Source organism: Rhodococcus sp. JVH1, from assembly GCF_000280725.2.
GTDB classification, from domain to species: domain Bacteria; phylum Actinomycetota; class Actinomycetes; order Mycobacteriales; family Mycobacteriaceae; genus Rhodococcus_F; species Rhodococcus_F jostii_A.
In genome coordinates, this window is the sequence record NZ_CP166289.1 from 7269017 (window position 1) to 7292949 (window position 23933).

The 23933-nt window shown below is 65.4% G+C and carries 21 protein-coding genes and 2 pseudogenes; 13 read left to right on the forward strand and 10 right to left on the reverse strand.

The window, feature by feature from the left end:
- The first annotated feature begins 34 nt into the window (after positions 1 to 34).
- Both JVH1_RS34095 and JVH1_RS34100 read left to right on the forward strand, forming a co-directional pair.
- On the forward strand, positions 35 to 2050 hold the full coding sequence (locus JVH1_RS34095) for a hypothetical protein (RefSeq protein WP_009473398.1): 2016 nt from the start codon (positions 35 to 37) through the stop codon (positions 2048 to 2050).
- A gap of 150 nt (positions 2051 to 2200) precedes the next feature.
- Complete coding sequence (locus tag JVH1_RS34100; RefSeq protein WP_009473397.1) at positions 2201 to 2383, forward strand: YidH family protein; 183 nt, start codon at positions 2201 to 2203, stop codon at positions 2381 to 2383.
- Positions 2384 to 2788: 405 nt separating this feature from the next.
- Here JVH1_RS34100 and JVH1_RS34105 read toward each other — a convergent pair.
- Positions 2789 to 3012: pseudogene (locus JVH1_RS34105) on the reverse strand (phosphatidylserine/phosphatidylglycerophosphate/cardiolipin synthase family protein); the annotation flags it as partial.
- A 212-nt stretch (positions 3013 to 3224) separates the two neighbouring features.
- Between JVH1_RS34105 and JVH1_RS34110 the strand changes: the two are divergent.
- Positions 3225 to 3518 (forward strand): hypothetical protein, encoded by a 294-nt coding sequence (locus tag JVH1_RS34110; RefSeq protein ID WP_009473395.1) that lies wholly within the window; start codon positions 3225 to 3227, stop codon positions 3516 to 3518.
- A 210-nt stretch (positions 3519 to 3728) separates the two neighbouring features.
- Here JVH1_RS34110 and JVH1_RS34115 read toward each other — a convergent pair whose 3' ends face one another.
- From JVH1_RS34115 to JVH1_RS34150, 8 genes are all read right to left on the reverse strand, one after another.
- On the reverse strand, positions 3729 to 3974 hold the full coding sequence (locus JVH1_RS34115; protein ID WP_237735102.1) for a hypothetical protein: 246 nt from the start codon (positions 3972 to 3974) through the stop codon (positions 3729 to 3731).
- Between the two features lie 569 nt (positions 3975 to 4543).
- Positions 4544 to 5371: a hypothetical protein gene (locus JVH1_RS34120; RefSeq protein ID WP_009473393.1), complete on the reverse strand. Its 828-nt coding sequence runs from the start codon at positions 5369 to 5371 to the stop codon at positions 4544 to 4546.
- A 406-nt stretch (positions 5372 to 5777) separates the two neighbouring features.
- A complete protein-coding gene (locus tag JVH1_RS34125; protein WP_009473392.1) occupies positions 5778 to 7013 on the reverse strand; it encodes a fatty acid desaturase in 1236 nt (411 codons plus the stop codon).
- 281 nt (positions 7014 to 7294) lie between these two features.
- On the reverse strand, positions 7295 to 8833 hold the full coding sequence (locus JVH1_RS34130; RefSeq protein ID WP_009473391.1) for a bifunctional 3-(3-hydroxy-phenyl)propionate/3-hydroxycinnamic acid hydroxylase: 1539 nt from the start codon (positions 8831 to 8833) through the stop codon (positions 7295 to 7297).
- A complete protein-coding gene (locus JVH1_RS34135; protein ID WP_009473390.1) occupies positions 8830 to 9186 on the reverse strand; it encodes a DoxX family protein in 357 nt (118 codons plus the stop codon). The genes JVH1_RS34130 and JVH1_RS34135 overlap by 4 nt, the downstream gene beginning before the upstream one ends.
- Complete coding sequence (locus tag JVH1_RS34140) at positions 9183 to 11072, reverse strand: acyl-CoA synthetase (RefSeq protein WP_009473389.1); 1890 nt, start codon at positions 11070 to 11072, stop codon at positions 9183 to 9185. The genes JVH1_RS34135 and JVH1_RS34140 overlap by 4 nt, the downstream gene beginning before the upstream one ends.
- Entirely contained in the window at positions 11069 to 12007 is a 939-nt protein-coding gene (locus JVH1_RS34145) for a fumarylacetoacetate hydrolase family protein (RefSeq protein WP_009473388.1), read from the reverse strand. Before JVH1_RS34145 ends, JVH1_RS34140 begins: the two co-directional genes overlap by 4 nt.
- Positions 12004 to 13137: a VOC family protein gene (locus tag JVH1_RS34150; RefSeq protein WP_009473387.1), complete on the reverse strand. Its 1134-nt coding sequence runs from the start codon at positions 13135 to 13137 to the stop codon at positions 12004 to 12006. The genes JVH1_RS34145 and JVH1_RS34150 overlap by 4 nt, the downstream gene beginning before the upstream one ends.
- Before the next feature lie 140 nt (positions 13138 to 13277).
- Between JVH1_RS34150 and JVH1_RS34155 the strand changes: the two are divergent.
- The 3 genes and pseudogenes from JVH1_RS34155 to JVH1_RS34165 form a co-directional block, all read left to right on the forward strand.
- A pseudogene (locus tag JVH1_RS34155) lies at positions 13278 to 13511 on the forward strand (TetR family transcriptional regulator); the annotation flags it as partial.
- A gap of 26 nt (positions 13512 to 13537) precedes the next feature.
- Positions 13538 to 14122, forward strand: coding sequence for a hypothetical protein (locus JVH1_RS34160; protein WP_043777921.1), 585 nt, complete (start codon positions 13538 to 13540; stop codon positions 14120 to 14122).
- 125 nt (positions 14123 to 14247) lie between these two features.
- Complete coding sequence (locus JVH1_RS34165; protein ID WP_009473384.1) at positions 14248 to 14892, forward strand: TetR/AcrR family transcriptional regulator; 645 nt, start codon at positions 14248 to 14250, stop codon at positions 14890 to 14892.
- Between the two features lie 60 nt (positions 14893 to 14952).
- On the opposite strand, the gene JVH1_RS34170 is transcribed toward JVH1_RS34165, so the two are convergent.
- Positions 14953 to 15693: an IclR family transcriptional regulator gene (locus JVH1_RS34170; protein ID WP_009473383.1), complete on the reverse strand. Its 741-nt coding sequence runs from the start codon at positions 15691 to 15693 to the stop codon at positions 14953 to 14955.
- Between the two features lie 135 nt (positions 15694 to 15828).
- On the opposite strand from JVH1_RS34170, the gene JVH1_RS34175 reads away from it, so the two are divergent.
- From JVH1_RS34175 to JVH1_RS34205, 7 genes are all read left to right on the forward strand, one after another.
- Positions 15829 to 16383 (forward strand): 2,4'-dihydroxyacetophenone dioxygenase family protein, encoded by a 555-nt coding sequence (locus JVH1_RS34175; RefSeq protein ID WP_011594009.1) that lies wholly within the window; start codon positions 15829 to 15831, stop codon positions 16381 to 16383.
- Positions 16384 to 16904: 521 nt separating this feature from the next.
- Positions 16905 to 18077, forward strand: coding sequence for a CaiB/BaiF CoA-transferase family protein (locus tag JVH1_RS34180; protein WP_009473381.1), 1173 nt, complete (start codon positions 16905 to 16907; stop codon positions 18075 to 18077).
- Positions 18061 to 18609 (forward strand): MaoC family dehydratase N-terminal domain-containing protein, encoded by a 549-nt coding sequence (locus JVH1_RS34185; protein ID WP_009473380.1) that lies wholly within the window; start codon positions 18061 to 18063, stop codon positions 18607 to 18609. Before JVH1_RS34180 ends, JVH1_RS34185 begins: the two co-directional genes overlap by 17 nt.
- The gene (locus JVH1_RS34190) at positions 18610 to 19020 is read left to right on the forward strand and encodes a MaoC/PaaZ C-terminal domain-containing protein (protein ID WP_009473379.1); all 411 of its coding nucleotides are present in this window, start codon (positions 18610 to 18612) and stop codon (positions 19018 to 19020) included. It begins immediately after the preceding gene.
- The gene (locus JVH1_RS34195) at positions 19017 to 20831 is read left to right on the forward strand and encodes an acyclic terpene utilization AtuA family protein (RefSeq protein WP_043777900.1); all 1815 of its coding nucleotides are present in this window, start codon (positions 19017 to 19019) and stop codon (positions 20829 to 20831) included. Before JVH1_RS34190 ends, JVH1_RS34195 begins: the two co-directional genes overlap by 4 nt.
- On the forward strand, positions 20828 to 21991 hold the full coding sequence (locus JVH1_RS34200) for an acyl-CoA dehydrogenase family protein (protein WP_009473377.1): 1164 nt from the start codon (positions 20828 to 20830) through the stop codon (positions 21989 to 21991). The genes JVH1_RS34195 and JVH1_RS34200 overlap by 4 nt, the downstream gene beginning before the upstream one ends.
- Before the next feature lie 688 nt (positions 21992 to 22679).
- Positions 22680 to 23899, forward strand: a protein-coding gene (locus JVH1_RS34205) for an IS3 family transposase (protein WP_085998427.1) whose coding sequence is annotated in 2 segments (ribosomal slippage) — positions 22680 to 22932 and positions 22932 to 23899 — 1221 coding nt in all. Because the reading frame shifts where the segments join, the coding sequence is not laid out codon by codon here.
- Positions 23900 to 23933: the final 34 nt, after the last annotated feature.

Sequence of the window (23933 nt, forward strand, 5' to 3'; positions counted from 1 at the left end):
TCGAGCAGGTCCGTTCATACGTGAGGATCCCCGGTTGAAATCGACCAGCAGCGATACGAATACCGACAGCACGACGTTGGAGAAACGTCTGGCCGGGCTCGACGATGCCACCCGATCGTTGGCAGTGACCCGCGATTTCGGTAAACACGTCAAGCTACGCCCGGTGCTGGACGCCCTGCGTCTGGTTCTGTTGCAGCCGGGGGGCGCCGCAGCGGTGCAGGCCCGCGCGGCGGACCTGGACGAAGCGGGCCTGTTCGTCGGCACCGACTGGGCCGAACCACAGATTCTCATCCCGGCGCTGAGCACCGGAGCATTGAGCAGCGCCAATGCGGACACGGTGGTACTGGAGGCCGTCAACGAATTGCGCCTGCTGGCCGTCGCCAAGGGCGAGTATGCGCACCCGTTGATCTCCGCCGAGCAAGCCAGGCAACATCTTTCGCAAGTCCTGGCCGTCAACATGTCGCTGTTGTTGACACCCCCCAGTGAAGCGGAGCGTGAACAACAGGGACGCCTGGCGCAGGCGACCCGGGCACTGTTCCGTCATCTGGGACAGGGTGTCGGGTACGACAACATCCTCGAACACCTCGTGGAGGAGATCTGGAGGATCCTGCGGCAGCGGCCAATACAGGTCGATCAGGTCAAGCAGATGATCACACAGATCGCCGTATACAGGAACAGTCCGGACATCGAACCGGGTGCCAGCGGGGTCGGCGCCGATCGTCTGATCAGCAGTCTTTTCGGCACAACGGATGCCTGCCGGGAAGACCCGGGCGTCGACGTCTACCGCAGTCGCCTGGAAGCAATGGACAGCAGCGGCCTCCAGTACGAAGCGGCCGGATTCGCGCGCGCAATGCACGACACCGGACTGGTCTCGCCGTACCACGCCGTACTGCTGCGGTACCTGCTCGAAAAAGGGGAGTACCTGATCGGGGAAGCCCTGGGGCTGTCCAGCACCGGCCGCGACTGCCTGCTCTGCTACCACGACCTGGTGCGCAGCCTCATCGATAATGCGGTCCATATCGAGACCGCCCAATGCATCTACGGTCTCGCGTTGATGCTGGAACGGGGCATTCTCTATCAACCGGCCGTCGCCCCCGCCATGTGGCGCCAACTGGCGCAACCACTGTCGGCGTATTCGCGGCAACGCCTGACCCAGACCTTCGGGCCGACGCTGGACGCTCGGGCTTGGCTGTTGTCCGGAATGCTGTCGATCCTGGGCTTGCCGCTGGGAGTGGGACAAGGCGACAACCCGACGTGCCAGTCGGCGAGGGCGCTGTCTATGTGGGCGTACAACGATCCGGACTACCTGCTCCAGACCCTGGTGTGGGCGGCACGAGACGACGAGATCGTCATGCATTTCGAAGGGCAACCGATATCGTCTCGCGACAGTGCGTCCGGTGTTGCGACCGTGCTGCCAGTCGACCTCGACCCGGTATCGCTGCTCGTCGTGCCGCACCTCGACCGCATCTACGCGGAGATGGGGAGGCGGTGCGCCGACCGCGAAGGCGACCCGCACCGCTGGGTCAACCCGGAGTTCCACGGCTGGTGGTCGGGCCGCGGGTTCCGTATCAACGTGGACGTGCCAACCGGCAAACTGACCGAACTCGACGAGTTCCTGCGTCATTTTTATGCCAGCTATCACCCCTTCTACAACGGCAACCAACCGCTCATTCACCCCCAACCGGCCGGTATCGCTGTCACCGACAGCGCCGCCCGATTCATCGGCTGGCATGCGATCACCGTGCTGCGGGTCAATTTGGACCCGCAAGAGGTGATGCGCGTCTACTTCTACAACCCCAACAACGACAGCGGACAGGACTGGGGTGACGGCGTCGTCGTGAGCACCGCAGGTCACGGCGAAAGATTCGGCGAATCTTCGCTACCGTTCGAGCAGTTTGCCTCCCGGCTGTACATATTCCACTTCGATCCACTGGAGCCAGGCGAAGTAGCTGGGGTCACCCGAGGCGAGCTCGATCGCGTGGTGGGGCACATCCACCGCAGTTGGGGTGCGGATCGGCTGCCGGAACTCGAGACACACGCAGACTGTTGACTCGACTTCACGCCGCAATCATGGTGCCGGTCCGGACGATGCCCGGGCGTGCACGGATCAGCTCTTTGGCGTGCGCTCACCGGCCTGCTGACGCCGTGTCTGTTTTTGAGTTAGGTTCGTGCGGGCAGATGGCGACCCCGAGCCTTCCGCGTGGGTACAGATCCGGATCCACGTTTCACCCTCGCGAACGAGCGGACGTTTCTGGCCTGGATCCGGACGTCGCTAGGGCTTCTCGCGGCCGCCGTAGGGTTCCAAGCCTTTGGGGCCGAGTTGGTCGGCCCGACGGTCCACACGGTGCTGGTGATCGGAATGCTCGCGGGTTCCGCTGGTTGACCGCTGGCCCAAGTCCGAATTCGCCCCATACCGGCCGAAGAACGCCTGAGCACACGCGGGTTTCGCAGTTTCAAACGGCGAGAATCGGCGAACCCGCGCGCTTCGGCACGTCCACCACGCCGAGGTCCTCACCCTCACCGGTGACTCCTACCGCACAAGACAACGGCACGAGTTGCTCGGCAAGAACACCCGAGCTAGCAACGACTGACCAAAGTCAGGGTGGTTGATTTTTGTTCGTCGCGTGGATCGCTTTTCGGCCGTCGTTGACACTGCTGACCGACAACTCACGCACGGTCACGATCGACCGGATCGCCGGAGTCCCTGTCCGCCACCCCGACATTGTTTTCGCAGGTAACCTGCTGCTTGCCTCCCGTCGAATTGATCACCTTAATGATGGGCGCCGGGCCTAACCCCGGCCTCTCCGTGGTAGGCGAGCGCGATCGGGGAGGTCAGGTGGGCGCGCCCCGCGGCGCGGGAGGCGTTGACGACGAGGACGTCCCCGGCCCGAAGCGGCAGCACAGCGGTGCGTCTTGGCCGAGGTGGGCAATCGTGGCGTGCCGGGGTCCGCGGGTGCGGATGGCGCGGGTGATGTGCGGCCATGGGCTCGGCCCGTGGAAGGTGGTCGCCATACACCCGGAAACGGTAGCGGGTATGCACGCGCGGCTTGGTGTATCCGGATTCGGTATCGACCGGTCAACTTCTAACTTCGTGTTGGGGTGGGGTGTTTGACCTTCCTGGGGTGGGCGAACGGACCCCTGGGGTTGCTTCAGATCGGGCGCTGGAGTGGGCAGAGTTGTACCTGTCACCGACGCACTTCCCCCGACATCCTCAGGAGAACTGAATGATCAACGCCCGCCGAACGGTTGCCGCTATCGCCTTCACTGCCTCATCGGTTCTGGGCGCGGTCGGGGCGGCGTCCGTCGTTCAGGCCGAGCCGATCGGTCCGAACGGTCCCGCCGGTGGTCCGTGTCCGATCGTGAACACGGACTCCCAAGGCAACGAGACGGTGACGTACGGCAACCCCGGCGATCGCAATGGCGCCCTGGTGTGCGGTGCGGACGGTGAATGGTCAGTCGGCAAGACCAAGGGCAGCCTCGGGCAGATCCAGACCCAGCCCGGACTCTCACGCGGTTAACCGACAGCAGCCTCCGCTGTGTCGTCAGTCCAGGTAGAAGTGATTTTTTGGGCTCATCCTCTTCTACGGATCCAGTGGATACCGTCAGCGCCCGGCAGGTACGGATGCGGTACGTAGCAGGGGAAAACTCGCCCGTGTACTACGCGCCGGCCACCACGTGGGGATTGTCCGGAGTGAGCTGCTACCGACCCACACAGTTGTCGACTCGCTCTAGGGAACCGGGAAGGATCCGAACCCAGGGTTGACCGGTACTTGAGGCCATCGGTCGCTCGCGGGCGGCAGGACGTGGGCGTTGACATCGGCGGTCGCGACGACCGTTCCGCTGCCGGTGCCCACTGTCGCCGGGGTATATCGGCACCTCTCATCCGGCGCGATGGGGCCACTGAAGTCGCCGGGCCGCACGGCTTGGAGCACGGTGGTGCCGGTGGCGCCGGTGGTCAGGTTTCGCCAGTTCACCGACACATCGATACAGTCGAGCGTGGTGATCGCGATCGTGGTCGAGGGCTCTGCCGCAAGAGTCACCCCGCCAGGTGCACCCGTGGTTGCGGACGGAGTCACGGTTGCCAGCAGGTACGGTACCCAGCATCTGAATCCCACTGTGCTACATGCGGAGACGAACGTCACCGGGGCCTGAAACATCGTCGTCGTCGCCGGGACCGGCGGCGGGTTCGCAGTCGCCGCAGCGGACGAGACTAGCGGCGCAGCGAGGATGGCCACGGACCCCACAGTCCAGGCGACGGACGAACGAGGAAGCGAAACCCACCGCATGGTGCGCCCTCCAATGTGGGACCTGTCCCGACCCTGCTGCAGTGTCAGCGTACTCGCTGAGCGCCCACCAGCTACTCAACTTGAGCTCGGCGAACTGCAGGGCGTTGGCTTCGTATGCCCTGTTCACCGGCTCAATTCTCCAGCCGGCTTGTCCCGCCGACATCCGTCTTCCGGCGCGTCAGGGAACAAAACCGACGGTCGTAGTCAGCCAGTCGCATTGGCTGCCACCGTGCGTGCGAATCCCGTTCCGACGGTGATCAGTTCAGGTCGAATTCGGGTGCGGTGGCGATGCACTCGATCTGTTCCAACGTGATCGGCACGGTGGAACCCTTCATAGGGGTGGTGCTGATGAGGATCTGTTGGGTGGAGGGGAGAGTTAGCGAGAAGTAGGCGCTGCCGTGAGCGGGGTAGAACCCGCGGGTGACGGTGGACCCGTCTGCTGACACCGTCGTGACACGATTCGGGTCGATCTCGTTCAGGTACTCGTCCTGTCGTGAGGATGCGGGTTGACCACTGACGACGACGATCTCGAGGCGCCCTTCCCCGGCAGCCGATGTCACGGTGACCACCTCACAGACGGTGTCCTTGCCGAAGTCGGTCAACCGGAGTGATCTGATCGGCCGATCCAGGGTGAGGTCAGCATTCCCCGGCATGCTCGCCCACCGGGCTTCGAGTGCCCGGTCGAGCCGGGTCACCTTGTCCCGGGTCAGCTCCGGGCCGTTCCAATCGGTGTAGGCCCCACAGGATCGCATCAGCGGCACGGCCGGGATGACGGGTGCCGTCACCGCCAGGGACGGGGTTGTCGCGATCGCGGTCAACTCGTCGAGGGTCAACGGGATCTGTCCGCTGTGCCGGCTGCCCGTCCTTGGGTCGGTGTTGTCGGCGTCATTGGCCGTGGCCACGATCCGGGTGCCGTCGGGAAAGTACGCGACGACGGTGCGTTCGAGCGTGCGGACACCGTTGATCTCGTACCAGGTGTCCAGTAAGTCGAGCACCGTGCCGTCCGGGCGGGTGTCGCGTCGATCCAGCGCTCCTGCCACGCACGGCAGGACGGGGCGGTCCCAGGCCTGAACATCGACGGTCAAGGTTCCGATGTGTCCGTCTCGGACCAGCGAGACGCGGGCGTTGGTCGACCCGTTGAACAGGTCCGCATCTCCCTCCTGTGGGAAGGCGGAGGGGTCGACATCGGTGATCGGCGCGAACTGTAGGGTTCGGCGAGTGCGGCAAGCCTTCCTGGGCTGCGAATGTACCGGAGGCGCTGATCATCCGTTCCAGAAACCGCGCCACGTGCGTGGTCCTGGGGATGCTTGGGGGACAACAATAATGCGGTGGTCGGGACGATCTCGCCGGGCTGGTAGCCGTGCATGTGGGCGACCGCACCGGACCATTCTCACCGCTGCCCCCGCAAGCAGCAGAACGGTTCGGCTAATCGACATGCTCCGTGACGATTAGCCGACCGCGTTCTCCGTAGCAGCCCGGAATAGTTGCCGGTCAGCGCATTCCGAGGATTCGGCGGACGGGACCGCGTTTGCGCGTCTTCTTGATCGTCGTCGCCAGGCCGATGCGGCGGCCGGTGAGTGGATCGGTGGCGGGGGGACCGCCGAACCCGGCTTCGGACGCGGTTTCGGGTGCGGCGTCGCGGGTGTCGGAGAGGTATTTGTCGGGGAGAGAGAGTTTCGCGATGGTCCGCCACGACTTCCAGTACTGCACCGCGAGCGGGCCGGTCGTGTACGGCAGGTCGTACTTGTCACATAGCTGCTTCACGCGGATCGAGATCTCGTGGTAGCGGTTGGAGGGCAGGTCCGGGAAGATATGGTGCTCGATCTGGTAGCTCAGGTTGCCGGTCATGAAGTCGATGACGGGGCCGCCCGAGATGTTTGCGGAACCGAGCATCTGCCGCAGGTACCACTGGGCGTGCGTCTCGGTGTCGACGTCGGTCTTGGTGAACTTCTCGGCGCCGTCCGGGAAGTGGCCGCAAAAGATTACGGCGTTGGTCCACAGGTTGCGGACGAGGTTAGCGGTCGCGTTCGCCTTTGCAGTGGACTTCCATGCCTTGCCTGTCAGTGCCGGGTACACGACATAGTCCTTGAGGGTCTGCCTGCCGAGCTTGGCGAGCACTTCCTTGCCGCGCGTCTTGGTGAGTTCACGCTCGTCCCGGCCTCGGGTTACTTTGCCCAGCTCGAGCAATTGGATGGCGAGGCCGTATTGGAACAGCGCCGCGAGAATCGCGTTGTAGGCGAGGTTGCCGAGGTAGAACGGCTTCCAGCGCTGGTCACGGGTGACGCGGAGTAGGCCGAAGCCCACATCGTCGTCCATGCCGAGGACGTTGGTGTATTTGTGGTGGGCGTAGTTGTGGGTGAGCTTCCAGTGCGCCGACGGATCGGCGTTGTCCCATTCCCAGTTCACGGAGTGCACCTCGGGATCGTTCATCCAGTCCCATTGCCCGTGCATCACGTTGTGCCCGAGCTCCATGTTCTCGATGATCTTCGACAACGAGAGCATCCCGGTGCCCAGGACCCACAGCGAGCGCTTGCGGGAGCCGAAGAGCACCGCCCGGCCGCCGAGTTCCAGGCCCCGTTGCAGCCGGATGGTGTTGCGGAGGTACCGGGCGTCGCGTGCACCGCGGGATTCCTCGATGTCTCGTCGGATCGCATCCAGGTCGCGGCCGATGGCCTCGACGTCGGCATCCGTGAGGTGCGCGTATTCCTTGATGTCTGATATCGCCATGAACCTACGGTATCGTAAGTTACGCCTCCGTAGGTTACGGGCGGGTATTTTATGATGCGAATCACTTCGACTGGTGCACAGCATCTTTCGATGTCGAAAGTGCGCTGGACGAGCCACATGCCGCGCTTCCGGGCCTGCGGCGACGACCGACCGCACCGTCCTGCAGGACAGCGCGGACGGTCGTATCGCTGCGGGCCCGGTCGGAATGCGAGGGTCACACATCGGGCCGGTGGCTCGCAGCATCGGCATGCGTGAGCAGTGGAGGCTTCGTCAGGGGTGGGTCACTGGGCGAGGAAGGTTGGCGTGCGGTTGGTCTGGAAGCGGGGGAGGGCGGCGGCGAGGGCGGACAGGTCGTTGCCGCTACTGAGGACGGTGCCGTCGGGCCGGATGATGGCGGCGCGGGCGCGGCCGCGGCGTAGCCAGCGGTGCAGATCGGTGCCGGGTCGAGCCAGCAGGACTGTGCCACCGCGTTGTTCGATGTCGGTGCGTTGCGTCGGGGTCGGGGAGAGGGAGGTGACGACCGCGAACCGGCCGCCGACGACCTCGGCGAATCGGCGGCCCTGGTCGAGGTCCGGATTCGGGATCAGGCGGCCCGCTCGGCTTCTGCGTAGTCGAGGTCGTTCTATCAGTGTGGAGCGGTGAAGGGCCGGGGTTTCGCCGTCCATGATCTTGTCGCCGAGGCCCGGGATACGGTGCAGCAGTGGTACGACGATGCGACGGATGAGGTTACCGAGTTCGCCGCCTTCGGTCATGGCCATTCCGACCAGCTTGGCGCGCCGGATCAGTGCGAGCGCGTGGGGCTTGCGTTCGATCTCGTAGGTGTCGAGTGCGCTATCGGGCAGAGTTCCGGTGAGGACGCCGGCAAGTTTCCAGGCGAGGTTCATCGCGTCGCGGATCCCGGCCCCCATCCCCTGTCCGATGAACGGCGGTGTGAGATGGGCGGCGTCGCCGAGTAGGAACACGCGCCGGTCGCGCCATCGGTCCGCGATTTGGGCTCGGAACGTGTACTCGGCCACGCGGACAAGTGTCAATTCGTCGACCGGTGTGTTCCGTGTCCAGGGCGAGATGAGGGGTCGTAGTCGAGCCACGTCGCGATAGTCGTCGGCGGTCTCGCCGGGTTCGAGCCGGAACTCCCAGCGGTAGCGAGTGTGTCCGATGCGCATGTATGTTGCCGCGCGCACCGGGTCGCACACCTGGTGGGCGCCCTCCCACGCGCCGAGGTCGGCGGTGGTCGCGACGTCGACAACCAGCCATCGTTGGTCGAACTTCAGGTCCCGCATCGTGGCCTGAATCTGGTTTCTGACCAGGCTGTTTGCGCCGTCGCAGCCGAGGACGTATCTGGCCTGGACCGATTCCTGCACACCGGTGTTTCGGTCGGTGAAGTCGACGCGAACGCTGCCGGTGTCGTCGGCCAGCCCGGTGACCTCGACGTTGCCGCGGAGGGAGGCCTTCGGGTGCCGTGTCAGGTTGGCGCGCAGGATCTCCTCGAACTGCGGCTGGTCGAACATGTTGGCCTCGGGGTAGCCGTGGACGCCCGGACCGGGGTCTCGGTGGAACTCGGTGAGAACGCGCATGTTCCGGTCGACAAGCCGCAACCCGAGGCAAGGCCGGGAGATCGCCGCGAACTCCTCGGCGATTCCGAGGTGCGCGACGATCCGGTGGATCTCACCGTCGAGGTGGACCGCCCGCGGCTGCGCATAGACGCCCTCCCAGCGCTCGAGTAGCAGGCACTCGACACCGTACTGAGCCAGCAGCGTGGCGGCGGTCAGTCCGGTGGGTCCGGCACCGACGATGACGACTGGGACGACCCGTTCGCTCATCGGATCGATCCGAACAGGACTACGAGGTAGGCCACGATCGCTACGCCGACGACGATGGCGGGCGCCATCTCACGCAGTCCGTCACCGTTCCGTACGTGTGCGACGACGGCACCTACCATCAGGAGTAGCAACCCGATGGCGGCTGCGGCGCCGAGCGCCGGCACGAGACCGCCGATCAGGAGACCGACGGCACCGGCGACTTCGAGCGCACCGATGCCCCGATACGTGCTGACGGGCATACCGACGTGGGCTGCCCGTTCCCGCATCGGCGAGGTTGCCGCTATTTTGCCGACGCCGAGCAGGAGGTAGAAGACTGCGAGGCAGAGTGCCAGAGCTTGTGATGCGGTGGTCATGTGAGCACCGTGACCTTCCAATTGATCGCATATCGGTTCAAGATCGCCTTGACCGCCGGTTCGCCGGCAGTTCCGTCGATCTCGACGGTGGCAAGGATCGAACCGTCCTCGACGGACGCCTGGATGCTGCCGATGCCTGCGAGGGTGGCGAGGGCATGCTCGAGCTCGCGCCGTGTCGCGTCGGCGCGCAAAGCGAGTTTGTAGAGCTTGCCTACCGCTGTGACGGGCAACGCCGGGAGGATGGTGACCGCCTTGGGTGCCGCGGCCCGTTCGGGAACGCGCTCGCCCGCCCAGGCTTGCAGCTCGTGCGCGGTGACACCGGCGTCTGCGACGACGGTGACGTAGGCAACGGGCACTTCGCCGGCGTGGGCATCGGGGCGTCCCACCGCGCTGACCGCGGTGACCTGTGGATGGGCTAGAAGAGCGTCTTCGATGACCGCTGGATCGATGTTGTGCCCGCCCCGGATGATGATGTCCTTCGCGCGTCCGACCAGGTAGATGAAACCGTCGCTGTCGATGCGCGCCAGGTCGCCGGTGTCGAGCCAGCCGTCGACCAGTTTGCCCATGCCGTCGAGAACGGGCCCGTGTTCGTCGTGGCCGGAAACATAGCCGGCGAACACCGTCGGACCGCTGATCGCCAGCACTCCGGTGGCTCCGGTGGGCAGGTCGTCCCAGGTGCCGTCTTCGCGGACGCGTACCACCTTGACCTGCTGATAGGGCATCCGTAGCCCGACCGATCCAGGTCGTGGTGCGTCGGGAAAGCTGCGTGCACTCGCGCAGGTTGCCTCCGTCAGTCCGTAGCCTTGGAGCAGGGGCACACCCGTGTGGTCCTGGAACTTCGTGGCAACCGCGGTCGCTAGAGGCGACGCTCCCACCATGGCGAAGCGCAGACTACTGACGTCGGCATCGACCGGGCGCTGCGCGAAGGCCGCGTAGACGGTGGGCACCGCGCTCATCGACGCGATGCGGTAGTGCTCGACGATCTTCCAGAATTCGCTGGACAGTGCCGGGTCGCGATAGCCGAGCGGGCCGGCCCACACCACACCCTGACCCTTGAACAGCGGCGCCAGCAGCGTGACCATCAAGGCATTGACATGGAACAGCGGCAGGGCGGCGAAAACGACGGCGTCCGAGTCCCACGACGAGTTCGCGGCCAGCATCCAGGCATCGGCGACCTCGTTGTCGTGGGTGTGGGCGGCCAGCTTCGGAACACCGGTGGTACCACCGGTGTGAAACAGTGCGGCCATGTCGAACCCGCCGGGGGGATCACCGACGAAGCCGGAGGAATCGATATCGGCCGACAGAACACTGAGGTAGCCGATCCGCACTCCGTCGACCTCGGGCAGGTCCGCAGGAGCGCCGGCGGCACCGGTGGGCCGCAAGACCAGCACGGCGTCCACCTTCCCGCTCAGGGCGATCTGGTGCGCGGCCTCCCATGTCTCGGGCGCAAGTTCCGGTCCGGCCGCGACGAGTACCCGGGCACCTGAGCGGCGCAGCAATTCAGCGATGTGCTGCTGCGACTGCGCGGCGTTGATGGGAGCAGCGATGCCGGCAAGCTGTGCGGCGAGAGTCGCGGGGATCAACTCGGCGCAGTTGGGCGCCATCACGGCGACCGCGTCCCGGCGCCGCACGCCCACACGATGGAGCAGGTTCGCGTAACGATGAACATCGTCGAGTAGTTCGGAGAAACTGCGCTGCAACGGCTCCCGCCACCGTGCACCGTCCGGTAGGACGGTGAGCGCGAGGCGATCCGGCCACATGCGGGCCGCTCGGGTGAGCAACGCATAGGTGGACTCCGGAAGCCCCCGATCGCGCAGCGGCACGGCCTCGATCGTCGCCAGATCCGTGGGAACCGCATAACACGGCCACAGCAGGTCGGTGGTCATCGCGCGTACCTCACCACCGTGCGCTGGCGCCCCAAGTCGATGGTCCCGTCGTCGGTGGCGACGGTGGCTTCGATGAGGTCGCCGTCCTGCAGGTAGTTCGAATTCTTGGCCTGCCCCTTGAAGAAGAGCTTCCATTTGACTGCCGGCGGCAGCAGGGAGGAGAGGATTGCGATCGGCTTCGGTGGGGCGCTCAGCGCCGTCCCGACCGGTGTTCCGGTCAGCAGCAAGTCCCCGGCATCCAGGCGTTGAAACCGGGTCAGTGCCTGCAGAGTCTCGGTCGGCTGGTAGATCATGTCGGCAACGGTCATGTTCTGGCGCGGCTCACCGTTGACCCAGAGCCGCAGGCGCAGGTCGGTGAATCGCTTCAGCTCGTCGCCGTCCAGCAGTACCAGCGCGGGGCCGACCGGGGTGAACGTCGGGTATGACTTGCTCTCGTAGAACTGCGTTTTCGGAAGCTGGATGTCGCGCGCGGAGATGTCGTTGGTGACGACCAGCCCGGCAACGTAATCGGCGAGATTGTCTGCGGTGATCGCCGTCCCGACCGGGATGTCGCGGGCGAGGACGAGCCCGATCTCCACCTCGTAGTCCAGTAGCCGGACATGGGCAGGACGGATCACGTCGTCGTTGGGGCCGCTGATCGAACCGGATGCCTTTCGGAAGAAGGTCAACGGAATGGTGTCGGGGTTCATCCCGGCATCCTCGACGTGCGAGGCGAAGTTCGTCATCTGTGCGACCACCCGGCACGGGGCGGTGACCGGAGAGAGCAACGAGAGGGTCTCGACGGGCGCGGCGCCCTTGCTGGACGCCGCGGCCTCGACGGCCGGTCGGTCGGCCAGCAGTTGGGCGGTGGTGGTGGCCTCGGTGTCTACCCGTGCGGCACCCGTGGGTGTGTCGACCCACCAGGCATCGGCGGTGCGGAGGACGGAGATGGTCATGAGCTGGCAACTTTCAGAAGGCCGCGGAGGCGGTGGAGGTCGAATTCGTTGTCGGCGCGCAGCGCATTGACAATGGCGCGCAGTTCCTGGAGTGATTCCCGACCGGGGTTCAATCCGAGGAAGTCTTTGGTGGCGGGCGGCCCCCACTGGGACAGTCCGGACGCGGTCATCGGTGCCCAGCCCGCATCGAGGGTGTCGTCGAAGAGATCGCCGTCGCTGAAGTGCTCGACCATGAATCCGTCAGGGTCGCGCCAGTAGTCGAAGATCTGGCTGCCCTGGATGTGTCGGCCGATGCCCCAGGACCGGCGGTAGCCCCGGTCGAGCAGGTATTCGCCACCTGCGGCGAGGCAGTCGAGGTCGGCGACCTGATATGCCGAATGCACATAGCGGTTGGCCGGGCCGAGAACCATTGCGAGCGTGTGATGGTCGGTGGGCGTGGCGCCCCGGTCACAGCGGATGAAGCTCATGATCGGGCCCTGGGCCCGTTGTCCGGGGTAGTAGAGGAAGTCGCTGACGATCAGTCCGAGGTGCTCGAGGTACCAGTTGAGTGTTTCGAGATACGTCGTCGTCTGGAGCACGACGTGCCCGAGCCGTTGCACGGTGGCCGGCGCGCGGGGCGGCCGCTGGGGAGCGTTCACCCGGCCGCCGTCGTGTCCGAAATTCAGTGGAAGCGGAGCCTGGTCGGACAGCGCGGGCAACTCGAACGTGTCGGACACGACGCGCACTCCCAGAGCGCTGGGATCCATGAGATCGACAGTGATCCCGCCCAGACTCTCGGGCAGGGGGACGACCGCACCCCCGACCGCGTCCGCCAGTCGCAGCACGTCGGTCGCGTCGGCCGCCCGGAAGGCGGGACCGACGAACCGCGACCGTGGACCCCGGCGGATGAGCACGCAGGGCGAACCGGGGTCTGTCCCGCGCAACTGCAGTTCGTGTGCGGTGCGAAGCGCTGTCGCAAAACCGAAGGCATGGGCGAACGCCTCCGCCCGATCGAGGTCGGGTTTTTCGAACTCCAGCCACGCGAGGTCATGCACTTTGATGATCGGCTCGGCGGCCCGACCCCGGTGCTCGCCCGCCAGCGCGCCCTGCTCACTGTGCAGACCGGTATGCGGGTCATGGTGGGCAGTCATTGACCACTCCCTTCAATTTGTGAGGATATCGTCACTCAAGAGGATATCGTCAGTCAAGAAGTTTTGAGGAATTCGTCAATATTGATGACATGCGGTAGTGTCGGGCCAGCTCAGACGAGATAGGGGATGGGCACGCAGACATGACCGAGCGAATCACCGATGCACCGAACTGCCTTGACCGGCGCGAGTCGCGTACCCGCGCCGCACTCGTACGCGCAGCCCAATCATTCGTGGCGGCTGAGAAGCTGATCGCCTCGATGCTCGGGGTCGCCCAGGCCGCTGAAGTCGGAATGGGGTCGTTCTACAACCACTTTCAGGCTGAGGAGGAGCTCTTCCACGTGGCCGTGGAGGAAGCCCTCGGCCGCCACGACGCGTCGTCGGCGGGATGCTGATGGCTGGAATGGGTTTGATGCAGCGGTTGCTCGGACAAGGCAGATTCGAACCGATTCGTGTGGTGACCGGCGTGAGTGCTGCCAGTGAGGCGAATAAAGAAGAGATTCCCGTGGAGCAGGTCGTCGCGCTCCTGCGGGAGCGTGTGTACGGCGCGATGACGTGTTTGGCGACGCTCGCCGTCCTCGTCCGCTATACGGCTCCCGAGACGAGCCCATGGTCTCGGGTCCTCGATGTCGCGGTGGCCACCGGCGGGCTCTGGGCGGCGAGCCTGCTGGCCGACTGGGTAGCGCACCTCGGCGCGCACCACAGTGCTCCGCGCGGACGGGCAGCGCTGCGGATGCTGCAGGCCTCCGGCCAGATTGTGGAGGCCGCGGTCTTGCCTCTGCTGATATTGGTCGCCGCCGCCGTCGGGCTGTTGAGCCTATCCACGGCGATGTGGATCGCGATGTGGATCCTCGTCGTCGAACTCGGGGTCATAGCTCTGTTTGCCGTGAGAATGGCCCAATTACGTTGGTGGCAACAGCTGTTCACTATCGCAGGTTTGGTCGGTGTGGGCGTACTTGTGGTCGGCATCAAGATCCTCGGCCATTAGCTGGTCCGTGTGTGGCTGCTGCTTGCGGACTGGAGTTGCTGCCAATTTTGAGGAATTCGTCAATATTGATGACGCGCGGGTAGGGTGGGGCAAGATCGGACGGATCAGGAGAAGGGCACGCAGGCATGACCGAGCAGATCACCGATGCACCGAACCGTCTGGAACGGCGCAAAGCGCGGACCCGCGCCGCACTCGTGCGCGCAGCCCAGTCCTTCATGGCGGCCGGGAAGCTGACCGCCCCGATTCTCGAGATCACCCAGGCCGCTGATGTCGGAATGGGGTCGTTCTACAACCACTTTCAGACCAAAGAGGAGCTCTTTCACGCGGCCGTGGAGGAGGCCCTCGACCGCCACGGCGCGATACTCGACGAACTGACCGCCGATCTGGACGACCCTGCCCAGATATTTGCGCAGAGCTTCCGTCTGACCGGACGCCTGCATCGCAGAAATCCAGAACTGAGCAAAGTTCTGCTCCGCGACGGGCCGAGTCTGGTCAGCTCGGACAAGGGCCTGGCGTCGAGAGCTCGCCGCGACATCGAGGCAGCCGCCCGTGCGGGCAGGTTCAGCGTGCGCGATCCCGAACTGGCCCTGACGATCACAGCGGGGGCCGCACTCTGTCTGGGTCAACTGCTGCACGAGCACCCCGAACGTGACGACGCGGAGGACACCGACCAAGTCACCGAGGACCTGTTGCGCATGTTCGGCGTCTCGGCCGACGAAGCCCACGAAATCTGCCGACGCCCCTTACCCGACGCTGACGATCAACCCTGAGGCGCAACCGCCACATAGCCGCTCGGAATCTCGCCTGGCGCGCGCCTGGTGTTCAGGCTTTCAGCCCAGTTTGAGCCCGTATCGCGGGCCGAGGCTGGCGATGGCCTTCTTGAGCTTTTCGCCGATATCGTCGAGACCCTCCGCCGCCGACGCGTCGACGGCCGCGCTGATCGCCGCGATCAGACTGCCGTCGGGTGCCAGCAGAGGCGTGGCCACGGCGTATGCGTCTGCGAGCGTGACTCCGCGGTTGAAGGCGAGTCGGCGGGAGCGGATCTCGGGGAGCTCGGTGAGGAATTGTCGGACTTCGCCTGCCTGCTCGGGGGCGGCGAGGTCGAGGAGGCGGTACATCTCGTCGTCGGGGACGTTGGCGAGCACGGTTTTTCCGGCGGCGGTCGTGTACAACGGGCGCCGTGCGTGGGTGCGGGCGACGAAGGTGAGGCTGGGTGATTCTTCACCCGCGAGGTCGGTGAAGACGATGGCGTCCCCGACGCGTACTGCGACGAGGACGGTGCATCCGAGGACCTCGCCCAGCTCGGCGACGAATTGGTGATCGAGTGAGAGTGCGGCCAGCTTGTTCGCGCGTGCGGCGAGGACGAACGGTCCCGGTCCGAGGTGGAACCGGCGCTCCTCCTCGAGAAGATAGCCGCGGGCGAGTAGTCCGTTGGTCAGCTCCTGCACGGAGCTCTTCGCCGCGTCCAGGGCGGTTGTCAGCTCGGCCAACGTCACGCCGCGCGGGCTCAAAGACACGGTCTCGAGGATCTCGATCACGCGGTCGACTGTGCGATGCGGGCGAGCAGGCATGCCGGTGACCCTAGCAAACGCCTCAAACAGATGAGCTCCGCACCTTGCGGCGAGGCGCGCGTCACAGTACTCTCAAATCGGATCCGGAAATCCGGTTCTACATCCGTAAATCCGTACGTACGAAGGGGTCAAACCATGACCGCACCAGTCTCTCCAGGGATGATCCGCACCAAGACCGGTGTCCCGCTGCCGTTGGTCGCTCTGCCGCAGGATGACCTTCTGACCGTGAATATCGATGAGATCCCGCTGCTCGAGCACGCTATGGGCCCGGGGATCCACATTCAGCCGCTGCGCCTGGATCCCGAGAAGGGGCAGGTGGTGCTCATGGCCACCATGGCGCCCGGTTGCCTCTTGCCCGTCCACTACCACACCGGTACAGCCGAGGTGTGGACGTTCTCAGGCTGCTGGAAGTACGCCGAGTACCCGGATCAGCCTCAGGTCGCCGGCTCCTACCTCTACGAGCCCGGCGGCTCGGTCCACACGTTCTACTGCCCCGAGGACAACACCGAGGACACCGTCGTGCTGCTGTGGATGGAAGGCGCGCAAATCGGATTCAACCAGGACGGCACGCTGCATTCGATCAATGACGCGACCTCCATTCAGCACGTGACCGAGACGGTGGCGGTGGCTCAGGGCACCGGACCGGTCGGCTACATCCACGGCGGCTCCGCCGGCGTCATCAAATCCTGACATCTCCCTACCTCCACGGTTGCCGCCCGCGCGCGGCATCACACCCGCGCCGGGCGGAGCCACCCGGGCCACCCGCGACGGCAGTTCAAGAAGGCCGAAAGACGCTGTCGTGCAGGTGAGCAGCTCCACGATCTTGTCGGACGACATGTCGCAGCGTCGGCTGCGCTTACCGTCCTGGCTGCAGCCGGCGCCCGGGGGCTCAGCGGCTCGGCCCGACCTGATGTGCGCGCGATCCACCGTGGGTTCCCGTCGAGGAACAATTGTCGAACTGACCGGGCTGGTGGCCTCGGACATGGCCGTGCGGGTGCTGCTCGCCGCCAGATGTCTGGCCTGTATGCAGTGTCGAGTAGGACCGCGAGGCACATTTCATCGTCAAAATCACCGAAACTTCTGCGCACCAGAGTTGTTGGGCGCCAAAAGGAAACAGGGAGGTGCTGCTCCGGTGAAGACGCGCGCAGCGACGAGACGACCACTGCGGCGATGCCGCGGTCAACAACTCCTGATCGGAGAGGCAAGCAATCATGTCCGCGTTTGACGACATCCGGGTCCTCGAATTGGGCCAAATCTACAACGGTCCGTACTGCGGACTTCTTCTCGCGCAGCTGGGCGCCGAGGTCATCAAGATCGAGCCACCCGGCGGCGAGCAATTGCGCTTCCGCTCACACCAACCGGTCGAGTCCCACGAGTTCGTGATGCTCAACTCCAACAAGGTCAGTGTGGTCCTCGACCTGAAGACCGACGCCGGTCGCCACGCGCTGCTCGACCTGGCCGAGACCGCCGACGTACTCATCGAAAACTTCGCGCCGGGCACCATCGAGCGGCTCCAGCTCGGCCCGGAACAACTCCTCGAGCATAATCCGCGTCTGATCGTGGCCCGCGGCAAGGGCTACGGGTCGACGGGCCCGTACGCACACATGTCGGCCATGGACATCACCGTCCAGGCGATGTCCGGCAGCGCCGCGGCCACCGGAATGCCCGACGGCCCACCGACCAAGGCGGGCGCCGCATTCGTGGACTTCTCCGGCGGCATCCACCTGTTCGGGGCGATCAGCGCGGCCCTGTTCCAACGTGAACGCACGGGGCGGGGGCAGCTCGTCGAGGTGTCGATGCACGACACCATCTATCCCATGCTTGCCTCCAGCCTCGGCGGCCTGCACAACAATCCCGACCGAAAACTGCCCGAGCGCACCGGAAATCGGCATTCGGGCATGGCGCTCGCGCCGTACAACATCTACGAGGCCAGCGACGGATGGCTGGCAATCATCTGCATCTCCGAACGGCACTGGCGCGGTGTCGCGACCGCACTGGGCCGGCCCGAGCTGGTCGACGACCCCAGATTCTCCAAGGAGAGCGACAGGGCCGCAAACATCGACGCGGTCGACGAAGAGATGTCGGCGTGCACCAAGACCCGCACACGCGCCGAACTGGTGCGGGACCTACAGGCCGCCGGTGTGCCGTGTGCGCCGGTCAAGTCGATCCGGGAGATCGACACGGACGAGCACCTGATCGAGCGCGGCATGATCCGGTACGTCGAGCACCCGGCGAGGGGTCGGGTGCCGGTACCGGGATGTCCGCTCAGACTCAGTGACTCGCCGGTGGGACCACTGCGCGCCGCCCCGCTGCTGGGTCAGTCGACAGAGGAGATCTTGGCGGAAGTGTCCGGTGAGGAGCCCCAGCATGTCCCCACTGCTTGAATCCGGCACTCCTCTGGCGGAGTACTACGCCCAGACACAACCCCGGACAGGAGAGGTTCTCGCACGGCGCAGCCTCGGCACGCTCGACGCGGTGACCATCGGCCGCTACGCGATGACCATCGGCGCAACCGATCCGAAGCACTACGATCCGGCGCACGCACGCTCGGCCGGGTACGCCGATGTCGTGGCCCCACCGAACATGCTCGCCGCGATCGTGGAGTGGGGTCTCGGCACCCCCGAGGCCCGGCTCCAGCCCGACGGAACCCCGCACGACGGGGACATGCCCCTCGGAGACGGCGACCTCGGGCTGCGTGTGATGGGCGCCGGTGAAGAAATGGAGTTGGTCAACCCCGTGGTCGCGGGCACGGAGGTGGTGCTCGAGACCACCCTCGAGGCGGTCACCCCAAAACAGACCCGGGCGGGCAGCTGCGTGTTCGTCACCACCATCAACACCTTCATGTCTGCCGAGGGTGCCGTCCTCAACCGGAACCGGCGCACCGTCGTGCTGCGCAACCCCCTCCAGGAGTCCTAAATGTCCATCAGCTTCCAGGCCGGAGACAGGCTGCCACCGCTCGAGCACACGGGTACGCCCTTTCAGTTGTTCCGCTACAGCGCGGTCACCTGGAACCCTCATCGCATCCACTTCGACGAGTCCTATGCACGCGAGGAGGGCCATGACGGTGTCGTGTTGCATTCCCACCTCCGGGCGGCGCTCGCCTTGCGGTGCGTCACGGAGGGCCTCGGCCCGAAATGGCATGTCGCGAGGGTCGCCTACCGCCTGCGCAGGCCCGTCTATGCACCGGCGGACCTGACCTACACCGCCCGGGTGACGGCGGCCGAAGATGACAGGTTGACCCTCGAGCTCATCGAGCAGCACTCCTCCGGTGAGGTGGGCTTCGAGGGGACGGCGTGGGTCAACAAGACAACGGGAGCGACGACATGACATCAGCAGCGGGACGAGGGAAACGTCCGATCCGCGTGGGGAATGGCTCCGGCTTCTACGGTGACCGTGCGTCGGCGATGGCCGACATGGCCCGAGCCGGCGGCATCGACGTTCTCACCGGTGACTACCTCGCCGAGGTCACGATGCTGATCCTCGGCAAGTCGCGCGCCAAGGACAGCACCAAGGGCTATGCGACCACCTTCCTGCAACACGTGGACGCAGCACTGGATCACCTCGTCGCGAACGGGATCCGGCTCGTCGTCAACGCCGGCGGACTCAACCCCGCCGGGCTGGCCGACGCAACCCGAGCCCTGATCGCCGGCCGCGGTTACGATCTGCAGGTCTCGCACATCGGAGGCGACGACGTATTCGGCAGCCTCGGCATGTTGCAGCAGGCCGGCCATTCGCTGCCACACCTGACCACCGGCGAGCCGCTGTTGTCTTGGCCGCACCGCCCACTGACGGCCAACGCGTATCTCGGCGGATTCGGTATCGCCCGCGCCCTGGCCCGCGGCGCCGACATCGTCATCACCGGCCGCGTCGCCGACGCCGCGTTGGTCGTCGGTCCCGCCGCCTGGTGGTGGAACTGGGCCCCTGACGACTCCGACGCGCTCGCAGGCGCCGTCGCGGCCGGACACGTCATCGAATGCGGGCCCCAGGCGACCGGCGGCAACTTTTCCGGATTTCGCACCATTGCCGACCTCGTGCAACCGGGATTCCCGATCGCCGAAATCGACGCCGACGGCTCCTCGGTGATCACCAAGAACCCGGGCACCGGCGGCGCCGTCACCCGCGACACCGTCACAGCCCAACTGCTGTACGAGATCGGCGAACCCGCCTACCTCAATCCCGACGTGATCGCCCACTTGGACACCGCCGAGCTCACCGGCCTCGGCGACGACCGCGTCCGGATCCGCGGCGTGCGGGGCTCGGCGCCACCGGCGACGACCAAGGTCGCGATCACCGGGGTGGGGGGCTGGGAGAACAGCATGATCCTCGCGCTCACCGGCACCGACCTCGACGCGAAGGCGGCCCTCGTCGAGCGATTCGTTCGCCGCGAGATCGAGGCCGCGGACGGGCTCGACGCGGTCGCGATCACCCGGATCGGTCAGGCTCGGCACGATCCCGACAGTCAGAATGCGGGCACCGCGCTGCTCCAGATCGCAGTGCAGGGGACCAAGGAGGCCGCCGGGCGCGCCTTTTCGTCGCGGATGGTCGAGCTGGCCCTGTCCAGCTACCCCGGGTTGTACACCCTCGGCCCTCCACAACCGGGGTCCGCGTTCGGTGTCTACTGGCCCGCGCTGCTCGACCAGCGAATGCTCGACCACATGGTCCACCACCATGACGGCACCACCGAGATCATCGCCCCCGGCACTCCACACGACGGGGGTCTCGAGGCACCCCCGCCGGTCGAGCTCTTCCCCGCGCTGTCGGTGCAAGAGCCGTGGAGTGACGAACAACTCGTCATCGCCTCACTGGGTGAGATCGTGCATGCCCGCTCCGGCGACAAGGGCGGCGACGCGAATCTCGGCGTCTGGGTACGCGACCGGGAAGCATGGCAGTGGCTCCAGTCGACCCTCACCGTCGACGAACTCCGACGCCTTCTCCCCGAAACACGCGAATTGGTGATCTCGCGTTATGAACTGCCCAAACTCGGTGCGGTCAACTTCCTCGTCCGGGGGATGCTCGGCAGCGGTGCGACCTCGACACTTCGGCTCGACTCCCAAGCCAAGGCACTCGGCGAGTGGCTGCGCGCCCGCAACACCGAGGTACCGCGATCTCTGCTCAACACGTCAGGAGCGCACTGGTGAGCGATCCCGACGAGAGCAACGTCGACGTCGTCAGCAAGGCAACCCGAGAGCTGGCTCACAAGTTCGACTACGACTATTGGCGAGCGAAAGACAAACTGGCCCAGTACCCGTGGGAGTTCCTCAGGGCGTTTGCTGATGGCGGATGGCTCGGCGCGCTCATCCCCGAGGAGTACGGCGGCCTCGGGTTGGGCCTCGCCGAGTGCGGCGTGATGATGCAGGAGATCGCCGCATCGGGTGCCGGCGCGAGTGGCGCCTCGGCGGTCCACTTCTACCTGTTCCCACCCGCACCGATCATCCGCCACGGCTCGGAGGAGATGAAGCGGGAGTTCCTGCCCAAGCTCGCCCGGGGCGAGATTCTCATGGCGTTCGGCGTCACCGAGCCCACCGCCGGTGTAGACACCTCGCGCATCACAACCAAGGCCGAGAAAGTCGCCGGCGGCTGGGTGGTCAACGGCCAGAAGGTCTGGATCACCAACGCACAGAACGCCCACAAGATCCTGCTGCTGGCGCGCACGTCTGCCCGCAACGAGGAAAGACCGCTGGACGGGATGACGCTCTTCTTCACCGACCTCGACCGCGACCGGATCACGATCCGCGAGATCGAGAAACTGGGCCGGTCGGCGATCGACTCCAACGAACTCTTCATCGAGAACCTCGAGGTCCGCGACGACGAAGTCGTCGGTGAGGCAGGTAGGGGCTTCAGCTACCTGATCGACGGGCTGAACTCCGAGCGCATCGTGGTGGGGCTGGAAGGCGTCGGTATCGGTCAGGCAGCACTGGAGCTGGCGACGAAATACGCCACAGAGCGCGTGGTCTTCGGCCGGCCCATCGGCCAGAACCAGGCGATCGCCCACCCACTAGCGGATTCCTGGATCCGGCTGGAATCGGCTCGACTGATGGCGATGCACGCCGCCGAGCTCTACGACAACCACCAGGACTGCGGCAAGGAGGCCGCCGCGACCAAATATCTGGGCGCCGAGGCCGGCTTCGATGCCTGCGACCGGGCCATGTCCACGCACGGTGGCTACGCCTACGCGAAGGAATACCACGTGGAGCGGCTGTGGCGGGAGGCGCGGCTGCTCCGCAACGCACCGTTCTCACAGGAGATGGTCCTCAACTACATCTCCGCGCAGGCGCTGAAGCTTCCCCGCGCCTACTGACTCCGATCACCACACGCGATGAATGCCGCCATTCGCTCCGTTCGGACACTCACAAGCATCACGAATAGGACAGTCGGATCGAGTCGAATGACTCGTGATGGAAGCAAGATAGGAGGGAAGTAGTGTCGAATTCGCTATTGCACGGTGAGGTGCTGGTGACAGATCATCTCAACGTCGGCAATCATTTGGCGCTCGTGATCGACGAGGATCGGGATCGCCTCAAATCGATGAAACGTACGTTCTCCTCCGGCGCACCGGAGAACACGGTCTTCCTGGTCGACGCGTCCGAGGGGCGCGCACTCATCACATCCGTCGATGAGATCCTCTCACTGCATCGCGGACCAGGAAAGGTCGTAGTATTCCTTCGCGCGGACCCTGCCAGCTGGACTACAGCCGCGGTCCTGGCAGGGATACGGCATCACACACGCTTCGAACGAGTCGATGTCGTTGTGGTGGCAGCGGGAACGCCAGACACACTCCCCGTGCAGATCACCGACTTTCCCGGATTGCGAATGGTGCCACCTGGCAGGCATTCGTGCGACCTGGTCGTCAGGTTTCTCGAAGCCCACCTGAACGATTCGGCGGGCACTGAACGCGGGCGCACGCGCGCTATCGACCACACTGAGGCTGCACCCTTTGAGTGGACACCCCGGACAATGGTTCTAGGAGAGCCAGGAGGGATGTCGAGGTGGGACGCCAGTCTCTGTACACGGAGGAATTCCGGAAAGACGCGGTCGCGTTGTATCGCGCGGCCGACGGCAAACGCACGTACGCGGCGGTGGCCGCGGATGTGGGCGTCAGTGGCGAAACGCTACGGACGTGGGTCCGCAAGGACACCGCCCGTAACGCGCGCTCGCAGGACCGCAGTACCGGCGCCGACGGGACCGAGGCGGACGAGCTCGCGCGGCTGCGCGCGGAGAATGCGCGGCTGCGCGGTGCGGAAAAGGAATGGCAGCTCGAACGCGAGATTCTGCGCCGGGCAGCCGCGTATTTCGCAAAGGAGGTGAAGTGAAGACCCGCCGCTGGGACTTCATCTCCGACCATCGCGCCGAGTTCGGCGTGCAGCGGCTGTGCCGGGTGCTCGGGACCTCCCGTTCCGCCTACTACAAGCACCTGATCACGGAGCCGGCCCGTGTCGAGCGCCAGGCCGAGGAAGCCGCGACAGTCGCCGAGATCCGCGCAATCCATACCGAGCACCGGAGCGCCTACGGCGCTCCGCGGGTTCACGCCGAACTCCGCTCCCGCGGGCGCAGGATCAACCGCAAACGGGTGACCCGGCTGATGCGAATCCACCACGTGGTGGGCAGGCACCTGCGCCGCAGCAAGCGCACGACCATCGCGGACAAGTCGGCTCCGTCGGTGCCGGATCTGGTGATGCGAGACTTCACCGCTACGGCTGTCGATACCAAGTGGTGTGGGGACATAACCTACATCCCGGTGGGATCCTCGTGGTTGTTCTTGGCCACGGTGATCGACATCTTCTCACGCCGGGTGGTGGGCTGGTCGATCGCTGACCACATGCGCACCGATCTCGTCACGGACGCGATCGAGATGGCGGTGCGCACCCGCGGTGGTGACGTCGGTGGCGTTATCTTCCACAGCGACCGCGGATCACAGTACACCGCAGCAGCTTTCGTCGATGTATGCCGCCGTCATGGGATTCAGCAAAGTCGAGGACGGGTCGGGTCAAGTTACGATAATGCTCTCGCCGAGTCGTTCTTCCAAGGACTCAAGAGGGAGTGGCTGCACGGACGGAGTTGGACGTCGAAGTCGCAGGCACGGCTGGAGTTGTTCGAGTGGCTCTCGTACTTCAATCGACGTCGCCGTCACTCCGCCCTCGGATACCTCACCCCAGTGGAGTTCGAACAACGACTCATCGCGTCGTCTACGCTGTCAGTCGCCGCATGAAATCCGGTGTCCACTCCCGAGGGGCAACCTCACA

Bases quoted from the DNA above. Each gene is read 5' to 3' on its own strand.
- JVH1_RS34170 (WP_009473383.1), bottom strand. From the start codon at position 15,693: ATGCCTGCTCGCCCGCATCGCACAGTCGACCGCGTGATCGAGATCCTC.
- JVH1_RS34160 (WP_043777921.1), top strand. From the start codon at position 13,538: ATGGGTTTGATGCAGCGGTTGCTCGGACAAGGCAGATTCGAACCGATT.
- JVH1_RS34130 (WP_009473391.1), bottom strand. From the start codon at position 8,833: ATGAGCGAACGGGTCGTCCCAGTCGTCATCGTCGGTGCCGGACCCACC.
- JVH1_RS34165 (WP_009473384.1), top strand. From the start codon at position 14,248: ATGACCGAGCAGATCACCGATGCACCGAACCGTCTGGAACGGCGCAAA.
- JVH1_RS34185 (WP_009473380.1), top strand. From the start codon at position 18,061: ATGTCCCCACTGCTTGAATCCGGCACTCCTCTGGCGGAGTACTACGCC.
- JVH1_RS34195 (WP_043777900.1), top strand. From the start codon at position 19,017: ATGACATCAGCAGCGGGACGAGGGAAACGTCCGATCCGCGTGGGGAAT.
- JVH1_RS34150 (WP_009473387.1), bottom strand. From the start codon at position 13,137: ATGACTGCCCACCATGACCCGCATACCGGTCTGCACAGTGAGCAGGGC.
- JVH1_RS34175 (WP_011594009.1), top strand. From the start codon at position 15,829: ATGACCGCACCAGTCTCTCCAGGGATGATCCGCACCAAGACCGGTGTC.
- JVH1_RS34180 (WP_009473381.1), top strand. From the start codon at position 16,905: ATGTCCGCGTTTGACGACATCCGGGTCCTCGAATTGGGCCAAATCTAC.
- JVH1_RS34125 (WP_009473392.1), bottom strand. From the start codon at position 7,013: ATGGCGATATCAGACATCAAGGAATACGCGCACCTCACGGATGCCGAC.
- JVH1_RS34140 (WP_009473389.1), bottom strand. From the start codon at position 11,072: ATGACCACCGACCTGCTGTGGCCGTGTTATGCGGTTCCCACGGATCTG.
- JVH1_RS34135 (WP_009473390.1), bottom strand. From the start codon at position 9,186: ATGACCACCGCATCACAAGCTCTGGCACTCTGCCTCGCAGTCTTCTAC.
- JVH1_RS34190 (WP_009473379.1), top strand. From the start codon at position 18,610: ATGTCCATCAGCTTCCAGGCCGGAGACAGGCTGCCACCGCTCGAGCAC.
- JVH1_RS34145 (WP_009473388.1), bottom strand. From the start codon at position 12,007: ATGACCATCTCCGTCCTCCGCACCGCCGATGCCTGGTGGGTCGACACA.
- JVH1_RS34110 (WP_009473395.1), top strand. From the start codon at position 3,225: ATGATCAACGCCCGCCGAACGGTTGCCGCTATCGCCTTCACTGCCTCA.